This window comes from Bdellovibrio sp. (assembly GCF_047637665.1).
GTDB lineage: Bacteria > Bdellovibrionota > Bdellovibrionia > Bdellovibrionales > Bdellovibrionaceae > Bdellovibrio.
In genome coordinates, this window is the sequence record NZ_JBLJBT010000044.1 from 120,688 (window position 1) to 140,069 (window position 19,382).

General features: G+C 47.8%; 17 protein-coding genes. 13 read left to right on the plus strand and 4 right to left on the minus strand.

From position 1 onward, the window contains the following. Positions 1–34: 34 nt before the first annotated feature. From ACM64D_RS15575 to ACM64D_RS15625, 11 genes are all read left to right on the plus strand, one after another. Positions 35–934 (plus strand): hypothetical protein, encoded by a 900-nt coding sequence (locus tag ACM64D_RS15575; protein ID WP_415064156.1) that lies wholly within the window; start codon positions 35–37, stop codon positions 932–934. Next, a complete protein-coding gene (gene hemC / locus ACM64D_RS15580; RefSeq protein ID WP_415064157.1) occupies positions 925–2,433 on the plus strand; it encodes a hydroxymethylbilane synthase in 1,509 nt (502 codons plus the stop codon). The genes ACM64D_RS15575 and hemC overlap by 10 nt, the downstream gene beginning before the upstream one ends. Continuing rightward, on the plus strand, positions 2,421–3,701 hold the full coding sequence (hemL, locus tag ACM64D_RS15585) for a glutamate-1-semialdehyde 2,1-aminomutase (RefSeq protein WP_415064158.1): 1,281 nt from the start codon (positions 2,421–2,423) through the stop codon (positions 3,699–3,701). The genes hemC and hemL overlap by 13 nt, the downstream gene beginning before the upstream one ends. Position 3,702: 1 nt before the next feature. Further along, positions 3,703–4,554, plus strand: a complete 852-nt coding sequence (locus ACM64D_RS15590) for a sensor histidine kinase (RefSeq protein ID WP_415064159.1) — start codon at positions 3,703–3,705, stop codon at positions 4,552–4,554. Continuing rightward, positions 4,551–5,225, plus strand: a complete 675-nt coding sequence (locus ACM64D_RS15595) for a response regulator transcription factor (RefSeq protein WP_415064160.1) — start codon at positions 4,551–4,553, stop codon at positions 5,223–5,225. The genes ACM64D_RS15590 and ACM64D_RS15595 overlap by 4 nt, the downstream gene beginning before the upstream one ends. Next, positions 5,222–6,241, plus strand: coding sequence for a uroporphyrinogen decarboxylase family protein (locus tag ACM64D_RS15600; RefSeq protein WP_415064161.1), 1,020 nt, complete (start codon positions 5,222–5,224; stop codon positions 6,239–6,241). Before ACM64D_RS15595 ends, ACM64D_RS15600 begins: the two co-directional genes overlap by 4 nt. Beyond that, complete coding sequence (gene hemN, locus ACM64D_RS15605) at positions 6,238–7,587, plus strand: oxygen-independent coproporphyrinogen III oxidase (RefSeq protein WP_415064162.1); 1,350 nt, start codon at positions 6,238–6,240, stop codon at positions 7,585–7,587. The genes ACM64D_RS15600 and hemN overlap by 4 nt, the downstream gene beginning before the upstream one ends. Then, positions 7,584–8,798 carry a protoporphyrinogen/coproporphyrinogen oxidase gene (locus ACM64D_RS15610; RefSeq protein ID WP_415064163.1) on the plus strand — a complete coding sequence of 405 codons (1,215 nt, stop codon included), beginning with the start codon at positions 7,584–7,586 and terminating at the stop codon, positions 8,796–8,798. Before hemN ends, ACM64D_RS15610 begins: the two co-directional genes overlap by 4 nt. Beyond that, on the plus strand, positions 8,791–9,846 hold the full coding sequence (hemH, locus tag ACM64D_RS15615) for a ferrochelatase (protein ID WP_415064164.1): 1,056 nt from the start codon (positions 8,791–8,793) through the stop codon (positions 9,844–9,846). The genes ACM64D_RS15610 and hemH overlap by 8 nt, the downstream gene beginning before the upstream one ends. A gap of 110 nt (positions 9,847–9,956) precedes the next feature. Further along, positions 9,957–11,267, plus strand: a complete 1,311-nt coding sequence (locus ACM64D_RS15620; RefSeq protein ID WP_415064165.1) for a D-alanyl-D-alanine carboxypeptidase — start codon at positions 9,957–9,959, stop codon at positions 11,265–11,267. Positions 11,268–11,281: 14 nt separating this feature from the next. After that, positions 11,282–11,953 (plus strand): ankyrin repeat domain-containing protein, encoded by a 672-nt coding sequence (locus ACM64D_RS15625; protein ID WP_415064166.1) that lies wholly within the window; start codon positions 11,282–11,284, stop codon positions 11,951–11,953. 9 nt (positions 11,954–11,962) lie between these two features. Here the strand turns inward: ACM64D_RS15625 and ACM64D_RS15630 are convergent, their stop codons facing one another. From ACM64D_RS15630 to ACM64D_RS15640, 3 genes are all read right to left on the minus strand, one after another. Further along, positions 11,963–12,751 carry a sulfite exporter TauE/SafE family protein gene (locus ACM64D_RS15630; protein WP_415064167.1) on the minus strand — a complete coding sequence of 263 codons (789 nt, stop codon included), beginning with the start codon at positions 12,749–12,751 and terminating at the stop codon, positions 11,963–11,965. Between the two features lie 80 nt (positions 12,752–12,831). Continuing rightward, positions 12,832–14,385, minus strand: coding sequence for a DEAD/DEAH box helicase (locus ACM64D_RS15635; RefSeq protein ID WP_415064168.1), 1,554 nt, complete (start codon positions 14,383–14,385; stop codon positions 12,832–12,834). 118 nt (positions 14,386–14,503) lie between these two features. Then, on the minus strand, positions 14,504–15,319 hold the full coding sequence (locus tag ACM64D_RS15640; RefSeq protein WP_415064169.1) for an alpha/beta fold hydrolase: 816 nt from the start codon (positions 15,317–15,319) through the stop codon (positions 14,504–14,506). A 162-nt stretch (positions 15,320–15,481) separates the two neighbouring features. Here ACM64D_RS15640 and ACM64D_RS15645 point away from each other — a divergent pair, with 162 nt between their 5' ends. Both ACM64D_RS15645 and ACM64D_RS15650 read left to right on the plus strand, forming a co-directional pair. After that, positions 15,482–16,681, plus strand: a complete 1,200-nt coding sequence (locus tag ACM64D_RS15645; protein WP_415064170.1) for a poly(A) polymerase — start codon at positions 15,482–15,484, stop codon at positions 16,679–16,681. A gap of 152 nt (positions 16,682–16,833) precedes the next feature. After that, positions 16,834–17,589, plus strand: a complete 756-nt coding sequence (locus ACM64D_RS15650; RefSeq protein ID WP_415064171.1) for a cyclic nucleotide-binding domain-containing protein — start codon at positions 16,834–16,836, stop codon at positions 17,587–17,589. 10 nt (positions 17,590–17,599) lie between these two features. Here ACM64D_RS15650 and ggt read toward each other — a convergent pair whose 3' ends face one another. Next, entirely contained in the window at positions 17,600–19,336 is a 1,737-nt protein-coding gene (gene ggt, locus ACM64D_RS15655; RefSeq protein WP_415064172.1) for a gamma-glutamyltransferase, read from the minus strand. Positions 19,337–19,382: the final 46 nt, after the last annotated feature.

A 19,382-nucleotide genomic window follows, 5' to 3' on the forward strand; every position in this document is an offset into this window, starting at 1 on the left:
TTAACTGAAAGTTTAGTGATAAACCTGTCTGCACATGGAAGATATACTTCTCGTTCACAGAAAATCCAATAGAAACTTCTCGGAGTCTCTTCAAGATGCAGCGATCTGGAAAACATGCCTACGCAAGATCTTGTTTTGTACTGAGACAGAGTTGAATGACTTCAGCGACCTGATTGAAGTCGATGATCAAGTTCTTCGCGGCGAAAAAGCTCTCAGCCTTCTTCTGGAAATCCTTTGTGGTTTGCACTCGCCCATCGTCGGAGAAACTGAAGTTTTTGGCCAGTTTAGAAATTTCGTGGACTCGCGAAAGCAACTTCAAGATCCTCTTTTTGCGGATCACCAAAAGTGGCTCAATTTTGTTATGGCCGAGGTAAAAAGAACTCGGGCTGAGCACTTGGTGGGCATGGGTTCACAAAGTTACGGAAGCCTGTTGCGTCGTTATACAAAAGAAGTTGAAAGCGTCACCATCTGTGGTTCGGGCCATCTGGCTCAAGAAATTCTGCCGTGGCTGGCCCACAAAAAATCCATGCAGGTTCTGTGTCGTGACGTCACCAAACTGCAAGACTTCGCGGCGAAGTACAATAATCTATCTTTGACAACATACAATGACTCTTACATTCATGGCGAAGCGATGGTGATCGCAGCGCCCCTGACCGATACACGAATCCTAGAATTGATGAATAGACAAGAAACTCGCCCACAGGCGGTTTTTGATCTGCGTGGAGAGGAAAACAACTTAGCCTCTTTGCTGGCAACACAATTCCCCCATGTATCGTTCATGGGTCTTCATCAATTCTTTGCGGAAATTGAAGAAACAAAAAAGGAAACCCAAACCAAACTTGAGGCCCTCAAAGCGCATCTTTTGGAAAGGGCTTTGACCTTTACGCAAAGAACAGAGCTTCGTCCTCTTGGTTGGGACGACATATGCGCTTAAAAATATCAGCACGAAAAAGTGACCTTGCTCGTCTTCAGGCCTATATGGTCGGAGACGCTCTGAAAGAAAAAAATCCACACCTTGAAATCGAATACCGCTTCAAAGAATCTTTAGGGGATAAAAATCTCACGGATCCTCTTTGGCAAATCCCCGAAAAAGGTGTCTTCACGGAAGACTTTTATGGTGAACTGATTCGCGGTGAAACGGATATGGTGGTGCATTCTTGGAAGGACCTTCCCACCGAACATAAAAGCGACACCGTGATTGCCGCCACTTTGCCGCGAGCCGATCAACGAGATCTTCTTCTGTTAAAAAAAACTCATTTTGAAAAGATTCAGCAGACAAAAGCTCTTCGGGTGTTCAGCTCTTCGCCCCGTCGAGAATACAACCTCACCGATTTTTTTAAAACTCATCTGCCGTTTTCTCTGGAGTCCGTTCGTTTTGAAAGTGTGCGCGGCAACATCCCGACTCGCCTTCGTAAGTTGCTTGAGAATCCCGAAGTCGACGGTTTGATCGTCGCCAAGGCGGCACTGGATCGTTTGTTAGTGGCTCGGCAAGACGAGTTCCAAGAGGTCCGTCACCAACTTCGCTCTTATTTGAGCCATTTGGACTGGGCTGTTTTGCCTCTCAGTATCAATCCCAACGCCGCCGCGCAAGGAGCCTTGGCCGTTGAAATTATGGCCAAACGCCCCGACCTTGAAGCATTGTTAAAAGACATTCACGACGAAAGCACCTTCCATTGCGCACAAAAAGAACGCACCTGGCTGGCCAGTTTTGGTGGCGGTTGCCATCAAAAAATCGGTGTGGCGGTTCTTTCTCGCCCTTATGGAGAGATCACCTTTCTCAAGGGCTTGACGGATCAAGGGCAGGTTCTCAATACTCGAACTTTGACTCCGAACCATTCCGTTCCTCGCTTTCCGGCAGAACAACTTTGGTCCTCGGAAGTTCGTGCCGAGCGTCTCCCACTTTCTCCGACGCCCTTGGCCCCTCATCTCAACGCTCTGTACGTTGCCCGCGCTGAGGCTTGGCCCGAGGGTTTAAAGTCTCCAGGTTTTGTTTGGACGGCGGGACTAAAAACATGGAAAAACTTGGCGCAAAAAGGTATATGGGTGCATGGCTGTGCGGAGAGTTTGGGTGAACAAGAAGACGCCCGTCTCGACGTTTTGGCGGGAAGGTCTTTGCACTGGGCAAAACTTTCTCATGAAGAGGGTTTTGAGACCTCCTCTGAAAACCTGCCTCTCGTGGCGACCTACCGACTGCAGCCTCTCGGGACTTTGGCTTCTGTGACTAACAAGGAGTGCTTCTTCTGGAATAGTGGAAGTCAGTTCTTGCACGCAATCCAAGAAGCCCCTGAGATTTTAAAAAAACATCATGCCTGTGGCCCCGGAAACACTTATAAGGTTCTTCGCGCCTACATGGAAAAACACAACGCGTTTGATCCGGCTCGTTTAAATATATTTTTGGATCAAGAAGACTGGAGACAACAATGCACCAAGTAACTTCGGAAGAACTTTTTCAGCGCGCTCTCAAAGTAGCTCCGGGCGGTGTTCACTCGCCGGTTCGTTCTTTCAAAGGACTTGATCGCGCGCCCGTCTTTTTTAAACAAGCCGAAGGCGCCTTCCTCACCTCTGTCGAAGATAAAAAATATATCGACTTCTGCCAAAGTTTTGGCCCCTTGATCCTGGGACATCTTGATCCCGAAGTGAAAGAAGAAGTTCATCGTATGGTGGACACTGCATGGACCTTTGGTGCCACAGAAATCTACTCGCTTGAGTTGGCCGAGTGGATCACGTCAACTTTGCCTTTCATGGAAAAATTGCGTTTTGTCTCTTCGGGGACAGAGGCCGTTATGAGTGCCTTGCGAGTCGCTCGCGCTGCCACAGGACGCACTAAAATTTTGAAATTTGAAGGTTGTTATCACGGCCATGTGGACAATCTTTTAGTCAAAGCCGGCAGTGGTCTGGCGGGAACGGCGGCCTCCTCCAGTGCCGGAATTCCTGCCGAGGTGGCAGCACACACCGTGGTGACACCTCTGGATGATGAAGTTCAACTTGAAACCGTTTTTCAAACCCACGGCAAAGACATCGCCGCCGTGATCATTGAACCCTTGCCTGCAAACTATGGCCTTTTGGTCCAACGGCCTGAGTTTCTCAAGAAAGTCGCCGAACTTTGCGAGAAGAATGGCAGCCTTTTGATTTTTGACGAAGTCATCTCGGGCTTCCGTGTGGGTTTGGGTGGCATGGTTGAAAAAACCGGCATCCGCCCGGATCTTGTAACCTATGGAAAAATCATCGGCGGTGGTTTCCCTGTAGGGTGTTACGGCGGTAAAGCTGAACTGATGAACATGGTTGCTCCCAGTGGGGATGTTTATCAAGCCGGCACCTTGAGCGCCAATCCGATTGGTATGCGCGCGGGTCTCACCACACTCAAAAAAATGCAACGTCTTGACGGCTGGAATGTTCTTGAAAAGCGCACTCAGAAATTTGCAGACACTTTGCGTGCAGGCTTTGCCAAAAAGGGCGTTCCTTTAGAAGTCAGCCAAGTGGCGTCCTTGTTCTGGATTCATGGTCCCACAAAAAATCCGATCCGTGCGATCTCGCAAATTCCTGGTGATCAAGGGGCGACCTTTAAAGGCCTCTTCTTAAAAGCTTTGGATCAGGGCGTGTATTTAGCCCCGAACGCTTACGAAGTTGGTTTTGTTTCTATGGCTCACTCTGACGAACTGTTAGAGCAAGCGGCTCATACTATCATTTCAGCGGCGGACTAAGATGCTTAAGAAAATCCTTAAACCTCATGTGAAAACAGTTTTGGCGGTCGTCTGGTTCGCCTTTACGTTTTCGCTTGTGACTTGGTGGTGGGTTTTCCTTTTAATGCGTCTGAATCAAAGTGAATCCCATCGCATGTTCGCCTGGGAGGGATCGATCCTGCTTGCGACGATCTTTCTGGGGGGCGTCGCGCTGGTGCTTTTTAGCTATCGCGACCAAAAACGACATCAAAGACTGCGTTTTTTCTTTTCTACTTTTAGTCACGACTTAAAAACCTCTATTGCCCGACTTCGACTGCAGGCGGAGGTTCTAGAAGAAGATCTGCATGGCAACACTCATCCCGTCATGAAGCGACTGATTGATGACATTCAGCGGTTGGACCTGCAACTGGAAAACTCACTTCTGCTGGCCAATCTTGAAAGTGGTCAACTGCTCAAAGAAGATATTTCTTTGAGTGATCTTCTATCCAGCCTTCGCAACGAGTTTTCAGAGCTTTCATTGGAGCTTGAGCGCGAGGCCATCTTGCGTGGTGACCGCCGCGCTTTCTTAAGCGTTTTTAAAAATCTTCTGCAAAACTCCGTTTTGCACGGCAAGGCCAGCTCTGTTCGCTTAAAAGTAAAAAGCCTTGATACAAATCACATTGAGGTTCTTCTACAAGATGATGGTTTGGGCTTTAAAGGTGACATCAGCAAACTGGGGTCTGAGTTATTAATGTCTCAAGACGCCCGCAGCAATGGGATCGGACTTCTTATTACACGCAGTCTTCTGGAAAAGATGAAGGGCGATATTCAATTTGAATCCAAGGAAAATGAAGGCTTTCAATCCCGACTGAAATTGGAGGGCCGTTTAAAATGAGAAAAGTCCTTCTCGTCGAAGACGACCTCTCTTTAGGAGAAACCCTGACCGAAAGACTCAAAAAAGAGTATAACGTTGCCTGGGGAAAAAGTTTCAGTGAAGCGTGGACTCTTTTTTCAAAATCCAAAGACTTCGACATCATCATTTTAGATGTTGGGCTTCCCGATGGAAATGGCTTTGAGTTGGCGGAAAAAATTAAGCAGGTCTCACCTGTCTTATTTCTATTTTTAACGGCTCAGGCCGATGCCGAATCTCGCTTAAGAGGATTTGAATTGGGTGCCGAAGAATATATTCCCAAGCCCTTTCACCTCAAGGAACTCTTACTTCGCGTGAAGCATGTCCTGGAAGCTCACGCTCCGGCACGGGAAATGGAACTTGAATCCTGCACCGTGAACTTCACCAACATGACCGTACAAAAAAAATCTGGTCAGATCGAATATCCTCCCGTCACGGATATGAAGATCTTGCAGCTTCTTATTGAAAAATCCCCCCGCGTTCTGAGTCGTGATGAGATCATGAATGAAATCTGGGGTGTTGATAAGAATCCAAGTCATCGAACAATTGATAATATTATTGTGCGCCTACGACAACTACTGGGAAGCGATGGAGATAAACACATTCGCTCCGTTCGCGGCGTCGGCTACCAATGGTCCGTGGAGGAACCCTCATGAATACCCTTTTTAAAAATGCTCTACAAAGAACTCCTCAAGCCGTTCCTCCGATTTGGTTTATGCGCCAAGCGGGTCGCTATCACAAACACTATCAAGGACTTCGTTCTCAGCACTCGTTCATGGAGCTTTGTAAAAATCCAGAATTAGCGGCTCAAGTCGCTCTGGGGCCCGTGGCTGAGTTCGATTTTGATGTCTCCATTCTTTTCAGCGACATTCTTTTTCCTCTTGAAGCTTTGGGCATGGGGTTGGACTACACCGATCACGGCCCTCAATTGGCTTTTAAACTGAATCCTGAAACGATCTCTCAATTAGGTTCGGTCGAAAAGGCCATTGAGTTTATGGGCTTCCAGAAAGAAGCGATGAAGGCCACGCGAGCCGTCCTTCCCTCGAATAAAAGTTTGATTGGCTTTGTCGGAGGTCCCTGGACTCTGTTTGTCTATGCGGTGGAGGGTTCTCATGCGGGCTCCCTCACCCAATCCAAGTCCTTAATCTCTTTGTTCCCTCAGTTTTTAGAGAAAATGTACCCCCTGCTCAAAGAAAATATTCGTATGCAGTTTGAAGGGGGCGCTGAAGTGGTGATGGTCATGGATACCGCGTCAGGAGAAGTCAGTCCGGCGTTCTTCCAACAATGGAGTCAGCCCATCTTGACTCGTCTGGCTCAAGATTTCCCTGGCAAGATCGGCTTTTACTCTAAAGGCACACAGCCTGCTTTCTTCAATAAAGCCTTCACCGATCTTCCGTGGGCAGGTCAGGGCTTCGACCATCGCTGTTCCCCTGCAGAGTCCTTCAAAATTCAAAATAAAGGTTTTGTTCAGGGCAACTTCGATCAAGGCATGCTCTTTATGGACGAGACTGATTTTAAATCAGCCCTTAAAACTTTCTTGGCCCCGATAAAAGAGATGACTCTTCAAGAACGTGCCGGCTGGGTTTGTGGTTTAGGTCACGGCGTTCTTCCGAAAACTCCGGAAAAGAATGTGAAGCTGTTTGTAGAGACCGTCCGCAAGGAGCTTTTATGATGAAAGACCTTTTAGCCAAATACGACGTTCCAGCTCCTCGCTACACTTCTTACCCGACGGTACCCTATTGGGAAACCAATCCTACCGACTCTCAGTGGGTGGAGCATCTTCGCGCGACTTTGCAAGAAAAGCCGGGAGGATGGTCTCTGTATTTACACATCCCTTTCTGTGAAAGTCTTTGCACCTTTTGTGGTTGCAACAACATCATCACCAAAGATCACAAAAGAGAAACCCCCTATGTGGATCTGATCTTGAAAGAGTGGCAGCTTTACACTGAACAAGTGCCAGAGCTTTTGCAAAAGCCTTTGAAACACATTCATCTTGGCGGCGGCACGCCCACGTTCCTTTCGGCTGAATCTTTGGTGACTCTGTTAAAACCTATTTTATCTCGCGTAAAAATTGATCCGCAAGATTTCGAAGGCTCTATTGAGGTGGATCCGCGCCGCACGAATCCTGAACAGCTCAAGGCTTTACGTGAATTGGGTTTCACTCGCGTCAGCATGGGCGTTCAAGATTTCCATCCTGAAGTGCAAAGACTGGTTAATCGCATTCAGCCCTACGAAATCACCGCCGGACTTACCAAAGCAGCCCGGGACATGGGTTATACTTCCGTGAACTTTGACTTGATTTATGGACTGGCTCGTCAGACGGCTGAATCCATTCGCGAAACCGCCCAAGCCACCGTCGAACTGCGCCCGGATCGTATTGCACTCTATAGTTTTGCCTTGGTTCCTTGGATTCGTCCTCAACAAAGACTTTTTAAAGACGAGGACCTCCCTAAGGCCGCGGAAAAAAGAGAACTCTACGAAATTGCTCGGGGCATCCTTTTGAATGCGGGTTATGTCGAAGTGGGCATGGATCACTTTGCTCTTCCCACAGACAACCTCTGTGTCGCGATGAATGAAAAACGTCTGCATCGCAACTTCATGGGTTACACCGATCAACGCACTGATGTCCTTTTGGGGATGGGCGTCTCTTCCATTTCTGAAACACCTTATAGCTTTCATCAAAATGAAAAAGTTTTGCCACTTTACGAAGCGGCCCTTAAAGAGGGGCGTCTGCCCAGCTTGCGTGGTCACGTCCTGACTGAAGAAGACAAGATTCGTCGTGATCAGATCATGAAGCTGATGACTGAATTTGAAGTGGACTTCATCAATGAAGCTCAAGAAACTCAGTCGCAACAATTCCTTGAGGAAATGTTGAAGGATTCGTTAGTGGAGATTCGCGACCACAAGCTGATTGTTAAAGATGCGGGCCGTCCCTTTTTGCGTAACGCCTGTGTATTTTTCGATGAGCGTTTAAAACAAAAACAACCTCAAACAAAAATTTTCTCTCAATCTATATGAAAACTGTCAGTGTCGTCGGGGCCGGTTTTGCCGGCCTTTCTGTGTCTCTTAAATTGGCTCAAAAAGGATTTCAGGTTGACCTCTATGAAAGTTCGTCGCGAGTGGGAGGCCTTTTAGGAACCGACACCACCGAACATGGCATCGCCGAACGGGCCGCCAATGCCCTCATTCGTACCTCCAAAGCAGAAGATCTTTTTAACGAGCTGGGCTTGAAACCCAGTCTTCCGCTGGCCTCGGCGAAAAAACGATTCCTCTTTCGCAAAAAACCCCGAACTTGGCCGTTAAGCTTCTCTGAAACCTTGGGTCTGATCTGTCGGGTTCTTCCCAAGTTGCTGAAAGGAAAAACCTCGTTGAAGCCTCAATCCCAGGAAACTTTGGAACAATGGGGTTTACGTCTTTTAGGTCCCGCGGCGACCCAGCATATTCTGGGTCCCGCGATGCAGGGCATTTATGGCAACGAGATCTCTGGCTTAAGTGCCAGCGTGATTTTAGGACCTCTCTTTTCAAAAAAGAAAAAAGACAAGTATCAAGGACTGCTCACAGGCCCTGGAGGCATGCAAGATCTGGTCGATCATCTCGAGGCAAAGCTGAAAGAGTTGGGCGTCAGAATTCATCTGAATACCTCTGTGAACGCCCGCGAACTCAAAGGTCCCGTCATCATCGCCACCTCCGCGTCGGCGGCTTGCCGTTTGCTTAAAGAGTCCCACCCCTCTTTGTCACAAGTCCTTTCTGAAATCCGCATGTCGTCTCTCATGAGTGTCACCTTGTTCTTCAACAAAGCCCAGACCACTTATCAAGGTTTTGGCTGTCTCATTCCCCGAGGATATGGTTTAAAATCCTTGGGTGTATTGATGAACTCTTATATTTTTGCAGATCGCAACAAAACCTATAATGAGACGTGGATGATGGGTGGAGAAAAAGAACAAGATCTGCTCAGCTTCTCTGATTCAGATCTATTAAAATTGATTGCCGACGAGCGTTTCCGCATTCTTGGTCACAAAGAAAGTCTTTTGGACTACCGGATCAACCGCTGGGACAAGGCACTCCCCTATTATGATCTTCAGCTGGAAAAGACTTTGGAACTTTTAAAAAGCATGCTCCCTGCCAAAGAGCTATACCTGCATGGAAACTACCTGGGCGGTATTGGCTTAAGTAAAATTCTTGAACGCAGCGAAGTTTTAGCTGAAGAAATCGCGAGTCGCTATGCCTAAAAAAGGCGTTCTTCTTCTTAACATCGGAAGCCCTCGAACTTACCAGGTTCATGATGTTAAAAAGTATCTGAAAACTTTTTTAATGGATAAGGACATCATCAGCATTCCCTATCCTGCAAGATGGCTTCTGGTTCACGGATTGATCGTCCCACGCAGAGCTCCCTATTCTGCAGCCAACTATCAAAAGATCTGGATGACCAATGAAGGGTCCCCCTTGACCGTGTACACGGATCGCTTTGCAAAAAAACTTCAAGCGCAACTGGGCGAAGACTATGTCGTCAAAGTTGGTATGCGCTATGCCGAGCCCACCATCGAAAAGGCCTTAAGGGAATTTGGGGAAATGAATCTAGAAACCCTGATCCTTGCACCCCTGTATCCTCAATACGCCGAGGCCACAACGGGCTCCTCGCTCAAAGAAGTCGATCGCCTCATCGGTCGACTGGGGCTAGAGGTGCCAACAGAAACTGTGCCACCTTTCTTTGAGGATCCCACCTTCATTGAACCCTCTGTGCAAATGATTCGAGAAGCTTTGGCCGACAAAAAGGTCGATCATTATCTGTTCTCGTTTCATGGTCTGCCTGAAAAACAAATTCGCAAGGTTCAGGGTTGCCTTCAAAGTGATGGCTGTTGTTTCGAAAAAAAAGCCTGCGCCAAGAACTGCTATCGGGCCCAGTGCTATGCCACCGCCACACGAATCGCCGAATCCTTGGGACTTCTTGACAGTCACTGGAGTGTATCATTCCAGTCTAGATTAGGACGCGGTGAATGGCTAAAACCCGCAACCGATCACACCCTTGAAATACTAGCGCAAACAAATAAAAAGAAGATCGCCGTCTTCTGTCCCTCCTTTGTCACCGACTGCCTAGAGACTCTGGAAGAAATCGGCCTTGAAGGGCAAGCCCACTTTAAAGAACACGGCGGGGAAGAATACACCTTGATCCCCTGCCTGAATGACAACGAGAGCTGGACCCGTCGCTTTGCTGAACTTCTGACGGGATTAAAGATCGTCGAAGCGGAATCAGAACTGACACCGTTTGTCTCATTTTGAAGCGCAAAAAGCGTCACTGTATCTAAAATAGACACCCACATTGCCATTTTAAAATGTGCCTACAACGGCACACTCCGTGTATGGAAGGCTACGTCGACTAGGAGAACTAGATGGTCTACTCGTTAAAGAAGAAAATGCTGTACGTTACGTTGGGATCCCTTCTCGCCGCCTCTTCGGCTTCGGCGAAGGTCTATGTCAACTCCCTCTGCCACATGAAAGCCAATTCCGAAGGGCGAATCATTGAGGGAGATAAAAACAAAGGCGAAAAATTCCCTCTGGCATCTATTTCAAAAGTCGTCACCGCCTTGTGGGCCGTCGAAAAGCTTGGACCCGATTATCGTTATGCCACAAAACTTCATGTGAATAAGGTCGGCAACGACAGCTATGATGTTCATATCGAAGGCAGCCGCGATCCTATTTTTGGAAGAAATGCCAGCTACTTCCTTATTTCAGAACTTAACCGCGCGGGCGTCGACATCAAGAAGATTGAAAACCTGACTTTTGATGAAAACTTCCTTTTAGACTGGCTGGCGGAGGAGAAACCTCGTATCGGCGGAGACACTCCGTACTACGATACCATCGAAAAGCAGACAGAGGCTGTTCGCAGATCCCTTTTGGCGGACTTTGCCACTCCTATTCGCAAGGAAATGTATGCCGCTTTAAAAGCCAAGGCCGACAGAATTGGCGCAAAAATGGAGAGCAACCCGACTATCAGCGTCCATCGCGTGGAGTTTAAGGCTAAGCGTGATTTTGCAAAAACCCCTGAAACGACAACATTGGTTTATCGTTCGGCACCCATGCGCACGATCTTGAAGCGCATGAACAATCAATCTAATAACTATATCGCCGACACTCTTTACTGGAACTTGGGCGGCACCTCAGAGTTCAATCGCTTTATCAAAAGTGCGCTGTCTGTGGGAACAGATGAAATTGAATTCCATTTGGGATCCGGCAACAATGCCAACTACATCTATAATCCCAACACCGATATCTACAATGAGGCGACTTGTGAAACGATGATCAAGGTTCTTTACAGACTTGATAAAACTTTAGAGAAGTCAGGCTACGAACTTAATGAGATCATGGCTGTCGCTGGTGTTGACCAGAGCTCCACGGTCGCGGGCTATGGCGGTAACTTCTCGGGATCCACGGTTGCTAAAACAGGAAGTGTCAATAAAGCTAAAACCTTGACGGGAACGGTTTCGACGAAAAATGGCGTGATCTACTTCGCTGTCCTCATGCACACAGACAACAGAACCGAATGGGGTGCTGCAAGTGCGACGATCAAAGAAAAGGTCAATGACCTGATCGTTTCCAACGGAGGACCTAAGAAGATCAAATACGAAGAGCTTCTTCCTCTTCCTTTTGATGCTGACTCGAAGTTGACGAATGCGACTGCCGCCGTGGGCAGCAAAGGCTAACAAAGGACCATGATATGAAGATTTACTTAAAAATTTTATCCATCCTGGCCCTGCTGTCTTCCACTTGTTTAGCCAAGACATCGATGGAAAAGACCACCTCTGCCGCGAAGGTCAAAGCCGTCCTTGAGGCTGCAGAAACCGGCGATGCGGAAAAGTTTAATACTCTTTTAAAAGATAAAACCATTGATCTGAATGCCCAAGATGAAACAGGAATGACGCCTCTTATGAGTGCAGCCCTCGGTGGCAACGTCGACATGGTTAAAAAACTTTTGGCAAAAAAAGTGAAGTTAGAGCTGAAAAACCAAGTGGGCGATACGGCTTTGGCTGTTGCCTTGACCAATGATCAACTTGATTCCGCCAAAGTTCTTATCAATGCCGGAGCCAATGTTGACTTGATCGTTGCTGGCGATAATGAAGATACTTTGTTGATGAGAGCAGCCAGCAACAATGCCGATATCACCGCTTTGATCCTTAAGAAGAATAAGGGGCTGATCAATAAAACCAACAAACTCGGCGAAACGGCGTTAATGCAAAGTATTCGCTTTGGAAACAACGATTCAGTCAAAATGCTTTTAAAAGCTGGAGCTGACGTGAAGGCGAAGAACAAAGAAGGTCTTTCCGCTCTAGATATTGCAAAAAAATCTAGTAACGAAGAAGCCGTAAAACTTCTTTCTGCAAAAAAATAGTCAGGTTTTTTAAAGAGCTGACGACGGATACAGATACACGACAAACGTGTACAGATAAAAAAGACTCACGGAAAGCAAGGCGACAGAAAAAACGACCTTGAGGAGCTTGGCTGGTAACAAATAGGCGTACTTCGCCCCCAGCTGAGCTCCGATAATCACGCCAGTCCCACTGAACAAAAGAACATCCAGACTGATGTTTCCCCAGGTTAAATTAAACAATGAAATCAACCAGTCCGCACAGGCCTCTAAAAATACGGCTGTCGCGTTCGCCCGCAAGTTGGTCAGCTTTCCTTTTTGCTCCAACATGGGTTGCGATACTTCAGCAACACCGGTCCCCGTGCATGCGGAAAAACATCCCGCAGAAAGAAAAACAAGCCAGTACTTTTTAGCAAATCCAGGACGGAGATGTGTCTTAAATCCAAAACGATTCTTAAGAGCCAGTCCCATTTGATAGGTGGCGACGGCGAAAACAACCAGTCCCACAATCAAACGCAACCAGGGCGCTGGTAAGTAACTAAAAACAAACAGCCCCAGAAAGACTCCCAAGAAAATATACAGCAACAAAGACGTTATCTGCGTGCGATCCAGCATCTTTTGCTTAGCATATCTCCAGGCTCCGCTGGTCATGCCCAAGGTCTCTGTGGCAATTCCAGTCGCAATCGAATTAATAAGGGGAACATTCAGACCAAAATAGAAGAACGGCTGGAAGAAAACTCCTCCCGAAAAGCCCGTTGCATTGGCGGTCATAGCGATAATCACTGACGCTGGGAAAATATACCAGTATTCCCAATTAATCACTTCGAAGGCCTTTCCCTTCTCTTTCCACTCCCTGGTATTAAAAAATAAAAAAGGCGCCTTCGTGGCGCCTTTTCATCTTCTTAAGAGAATAATCTCTTAAAGAACCCTGAGATTTTCTGCCCCAGGGACTTCGAGGCCACCACCGGAGCATGCTTCTTAGCATGATGCTGCGGATGGGGTCCTTTACGATGTTCGTGCTTTTTGTGTTCTGGGCGTTTGTGTTTTCCACCCTCATGTTTTTTATGCTCTGGACGAGGTTGTGCTGCCGCAGGACGCCCGCCATGAGCTGACTTCTGCTGATCACGAGGACCTTTTTCATGACGACGTTGTTCCCCGCCACGACGATCTCTGTCTCTGTCGCGATCACGGCCGCCACCACCTCCGCGACGTTCACCGCGCTCTCCACGCTCGGGACGATCCCCGCGAGGAGCCCGCGCACGATCCAAGGACTTCGGATAGTGACCTTCATGATGATGGGACATCGGCTTGAATTCTTGAACCAACTGATCGTTCTCAAGATAACCGACTTCAACCTTGTGCTTCAAATAATCTTCAATGCGCGCCAAGGACTCGATATCCTTTTCACCCACTAATGAAAAAGCCTGACCTGTTGTTCCCGCTCGACCCGTACGACCGATACGGTGAACATAGGACTCGCTGTCCATAGGAAGTTCGTAGTTGATAACCAGGTCGACGCCTTTGATATCCAACCCTCGAGCGGCCACATCTGTCGCCACGAGGATGTTCATGTTGTTTTCCGCTTTAAACTGCTCAATCACGCGATTGCGCTGAGCTTGAGTCAAAAGACTGGAAATCGCCATAGCCGGAATTCCATTATCCACTAAAAACTTCGCGATCTTTTCAACACTCAACTTGAAGTTGGTGAAGATGATCGCCTGCTTGGGATTGCTCATCTTCAGCAAAGATAAAAGATGTTGAGGTTTTTCATCACCGCCCACATGGAAGATCTGATCTTTCACGTTTTCAGCTTTGGCTTGGTCACGGCTGATATTGATCTCAACAGGCTCAGAACCAAACTGGTAGGCGGTATTAAGAACATCAAAGTTCAAAGTCGCGCTAAATACCAGGAACTGGCGTTCACGCGGGACTCTTTGCAAGATGTACTTCATATCGTCCTTAAAGCCCATATCAAACATACGATCAGCTTCATCGAAAACGATCGCGCGAACTTGCTTCAGATCAACCAAATGCTCTTTGTAAAGATCAATCAAACGTCCTGGGGTTGCGACAATAAATTCAACACCGTTCTTCAGTGCTTCTTTTTGTTTGTCATAGCCCGTTCCACCGTAAATGGCGAAACCACGAAGGCCTGCTTCGGCACCGAACTTGGCGATGTTCTCGAAAACCTGCTCTGCCAATTCACGCGTGGGAACCAAGATCAAAATAAAGTTCTGTGGCTTCCAATCTTTGAAGGCTCTTTTTTCGATAAGAGCTTTTTGATCTTCCGTCACATCGCCCGCAGCGGGACGTGCGCGAAGAATTCTTTCCATCAAAGGGATGACAAAAGCGGCCGTCTTACCCGTTCCGGTCTGTGCAAGCCCGGCGACGTCTTTACCATCAAGAATCGTCGGCATCGCCTGTTCTTGAATAGGAGTGCAATCCTCATAATTCATTTTTTGGATTGCTGCTAATAAACTAGACTCTAAATTTAACTCTGAAAATTTCAACTTTCACTACTCCGGTCTGAAGCTCCAAGGTACTGACCAGGGAGCTAAATGTCAAAGAGGGGGCTTAAAAGCCGCCTACAAACAGTTTTAAAGCCTCGATAAAAGCCTGAGGTTGATCTGAATGGACCCAATGGCCCGCCTCAGGAATTTCGACGCCCTTAATCATAGAATTGCTGGCCAACATTTTAGTGTAACTTTCATGGCTTAGCTCGGTCGAGTTCCCACCCCGAATCAACAAGGTCGGGACCCGCAGCCCTTGCACCTCAGACCAGCGGTCATCACTCCGCCCCTGACGAACGGACTCAATGATCGCTCGCTTGGAGAACTTCCAGTCCACCGTTCCGTTGGGTTTTTCCTCCACATTTGCATAAAAATAGTTCGCCATGACCATCACATCTTCCCGGGTCTTCGCGGCTTTCACGAAGTCCTCAAAGAAGTACCGTCGAGCCTCGGTTCGGGAGGCAAAGGGCGTTGGCACAAGATTCAGCAAATACTCATAGTACTCGTGGGCTTGAGGGCTGGACTCGGGACCAATGTCTTCAACCACCAGATGACTCAGTCTTTCGGGGAAGCGCGTGGCAAAATTCATAACATTTCGCCCCCCCATAGAGTGCCCCACTAAGATAAACTTCTCCCAACCCAACTCGTCCACGATACGTCGAAGATCATTTGCATAGTCTTCAGGGGCATAACCGGCCTCGGGCTTAAACGATCGCCCATGGCCTCGCTGATCATAAGCCAAACAACGTTCTGTAGACTCAAGGCCCGTGATGATTCGGCGCCAGTTTTGCCCATAGCCCATGAGACCATGCAAAAACACCCATTTGCGCCCATTCTCGGGGCCGTAGAAGTGATGGTAGAAATTGTTAAGATACGACATGAGGGCTATATACTCCTCAGCCAGAGGTTCGTCATGTTTAAAGTGCGGGATAAATTTTAGGCTCCCTCAATTATTTCAAGGACTTAAGGTCAAGGTCTGTTCTTCAGAGTTTTTTTTATTCCAATTTGAATTTTGAGGCCAAGGGATGTAGATTCAGCCTCAATGAGATCTCAACAAAAGCCCCAGCTCCATGAGGACTGGATCGACTCCTATGCATTAAGAATTGTCCGTAACCTTCAAGAGGCCGGATTTGAAACCTACCTCGTCGGGGGCTGCGTGCGCGATTTGCTTGTGGGAATCCACCCCAAAGACTTCGACATCGCCACCAATGCGTTACCCAACCAAGTTCGCAAAAAAGTTCCCAACGCTTATGTCATCGGCCGTCGTTTTAAGCTGGTTTTGGTCAAACGTGGCGACCAACAGTTTGAGGTCGCCACATTCCGTCGTAATGTCACTCAAGACGAACTCAACACCTTAGGGGACGAGGCTGTCGATGGAGATAACTACTTCGGCACGGTCGAAGAAGATGCCCAACGCCGCGACTTTACAGCCAATGCCGTTTTTTATGATCCGGTGAAGCATAAACTCATTGATCACTGTGGCGGCATTCAGGATATCGAAAATCGCGTGTTAAGAATGATCGGGGATCCCAAAGAGCGATTGATCGAAGATCCCATCCGTATTTTGCGTGCGATCCGCTTGTCTCATAAATTGCATTTTTCCATCGAATCATCCATGCGTGCCGCGATTGCTGAGTGCAGTGGAGAACTTAAAAAGTCCGTTCTGCCCCGTCGTCGCGAAGAGTGGCTGAAGTTTTTGCGATTGAAAGAGCCGCACCTGGCGTTCATGGAACTTTTTGATTTGCACATCTTAGAACAAATCTTTCCTGGTCTTCATTCCGTTTTCATGGATCCGGCTAAGATGGAGATTTTTGAAATCCATCTGGCGCGCATTAATTTGGCGGGAATCGACAAACAAGATTCCACTGAACTTTTTGCTGGATTCATGATGGCGTTCTTAAAAGCCCAGTACGGGGAAGATCCTTGGAATCATGACGAGTTGATGAATGATTCTCGACTGGCTTATTTCATGCGTGAAGAAGTTGGAATTTTCAAACAGGAAACCGCCGTGTTTTTTAAAGCCCTGCACATCATGCAAGGACTGCATCGAATTGAAAGTTACTCACGCAAAGGAGAGCGTCGTCAAATGGCCTTCATTCACAATGAAGCCTTTGGCTTGGCGTTGAAACTTGCTCACATGGATTATTCTCTTTCAGGCGCCGAAATGCAGTACTGGGTGCAACAAGTAGAAAAATACCGTGACGGAATGCCGGTGAAGAGTTCGGAAGAGACGCGGCATTAATTGAATCCGCGAGGATATCTCAATTTAGAACACTCAAATTCGATATAAACCCTCCACCTTGTGATTCCCAGATCCCCATAAGATAATAGTCTCATATGTCACCATTGACTGGTTCTTAACAAGAATCAGTTTAATTATGGAAGGTTTTAACGATGGGGCTGGAGAAGAAGAATACATTTTTAATTGTCAGCGGAGATAAAACTCGCGTTCAACGTTGCACCGATGTGCTCACGAGAAATTTTCCAAATTGCACGATCTTTCACGGAGCCGAGTGGTTTGAGACCAAATACAAACTCGACAACGTTCACCCTAAAGCAATTTTGATCGATGAGTATCTGCCCAAAGGATCTGGCTTTGAAATCGTCTCAAAGATTCTCAAGGAAAAAAGCAACGATGACATCTCTATCATCATCATGTCTTACGTCGCCGACCACGACCTCTTCGCTGCGGAAGTTGCGTCAGGGCGCGTGCAATTTCTCACAGAGCCCGATCGCGAACAGGCTGTTGTCGACTGCGTTTCTAAAATCGTTTCACCCAAGAAAAACGAATCACAGCCTCAGTACGAACTAAAACAGCTCAACCCCGGTGATGTTCTTTTCAAAGAAGGCGATCACACGGAAATGGCCTATATCGTAAAAAAAGGCAGTCTGCGTGCATACTCTGAAGGTCCCGATGGAGACAAAGTTATGCTGGGTGAAATCATGCCCGGAGAATTTGTCGGAGAAATGGGGCACTTCAATCATGAACCCCGCTCTGCGACCGTCGAGGCCATTACAGAAGTGGAGTTGATTGCAATTCCCAATGGCTCTTTAGACAACGTCATCTTTGCCCGCCCTTCGTGGGCGAAGGCCCTTGTTAAAACACTGTCACAAAGACTGAAAAAAGCAAATAAAGCCCTCACCGGTTAGTGACGGGTTTTTACTTTCCCACACTCGTTCCGATGTCGCGAGGATCTGCCACTCCGCGAAGTGTCGCCCCCTCGCGAGTGACAGCCATCACATTGCAAGGAATAGGTTCAAGGCGCACATCGTACCCCAGTGCCTTCAGCTCTTGAAGAACCTCCGGGCGTGGCCCGGGTGGATCGATATAAAGAACATCGGGCTGCCACTGATGATGGTAGCGAACCGACGCGACGGCATCATACAAGGGCATCTTAAACTCAACATAATTCAAAATCGTCTGAGCCACGCAACTGATAATGCGTGTCCCTCCAGGGGCTCCCACGGCCATGATAGGCTTTCCCTCTTTCAGTAGAAGAGTCGGGGACATGCTGCTTAAAGGGGTTTTCTTTGGCGCAATGGCATTGGCCTTCCCGCCGATCGCCCCAAAAAGATTGGCACTTCCCTCTTGCGCTGAAAAATCATCCATCTCATTATTCAGCACCACGCCGGTTCCTGGCGCGACCACCGCCGCCCCCATCCAACCATTGATCGTCTGAGTCGTACTCACTGCATTGCCTTGAGCATCCATCAGCGAAAGATGAGTCGTCTCGGTCGACTCATGGGGAAGAGGATTCCCGGCCTTGACCTCCCCGGCCTTGCGCGCTCGCTGTAAACTCACTTCGTTTCTTCGCGCATGAATGTATTCGGGCGAGATCAGCCCCTTCACCGGTACAGAAACAAAATCAGGGTCCCCAAGATAGGTCGCCCGATCAGCAAAAGAGGATTGCAGAGCCGATGCGGCAAGATGGATCGACTTCTTTGAGAGGATTCCTTCCTGCAAAAGATGATCATTTTCTAAAAAATTCAGAAACTGTATTACATGAACACCCCCAGAGCTTGGCGGAGGCATTGAGTAAACTTGGTAGCCGTGAAATTGCCCCAGAAGAGGCTCACGCCATTTCACCTCGTAGGTTTTTAAATCTTTTTGAGTTAAAAGACCTCCATTGCTTTGTGAATAGCGCACAAGCGAATTTCCCACAGAACCGGAATAGAAGCCGTCTTTCCCTTTTTGTGCAATCAAGCGCAATGTCTTTGCCAAATCTTTTTGAACCAGAAGAGTCCCTATCGGGGGTACTTGCCCCTGGGCATTTAAGAAAATGGATTTGGCTGCTGGATCTTTTTTGAGTTCGTTTGCGCGAAAGTCCAGAGCTCGATGAAATTCTTCATAGATGGGAAATCCTGTTTCAGCCAATTCAATGGCCGGCTGTAGAACCTTTTCCAACGGAAGACGTCCGAACTTTCTATGGACGTCAAGAAGTCCCGCCACCAAACCGGGAACAGCCACCGCAAGGGCTCCATTTTGAGAGCGCTGCGGACTAGCGACACCGTCTTTTCCCACATACATATTCTTGGTCGCAGCCAGGGGAGCCCGTTCACGAAAGTCAATGGCATAGGTCTTCCCACTTTGAGCTTCATGATAAAGCATGAAGCCCCCGCCCCCAAGTCCCGTGGATTGAGGACGCTCTACCGACACTGCGAACGAAGCCGCCACGGTGGCGTCGATAATATTTCCTCCCAAAGAAAACATTTTTTCAGCAGCTTTCGTTGCAAAACGTCCTTGGGTCGAAACCACATACTGTGTTCCCACCGCCTCCGCACTGGCATGATCCGATCGCTCATTGGCTGTATGGATCACTTCATATCGAGACGACGTAGTTTGGCAACTTGTAGCAAAGAAAGAGAGAACAAGAAGTACAGATAACAATTTTTTCATAGAATGATCCTAACGAAGGATCCAAAGAAAGTCACCCACACCATAA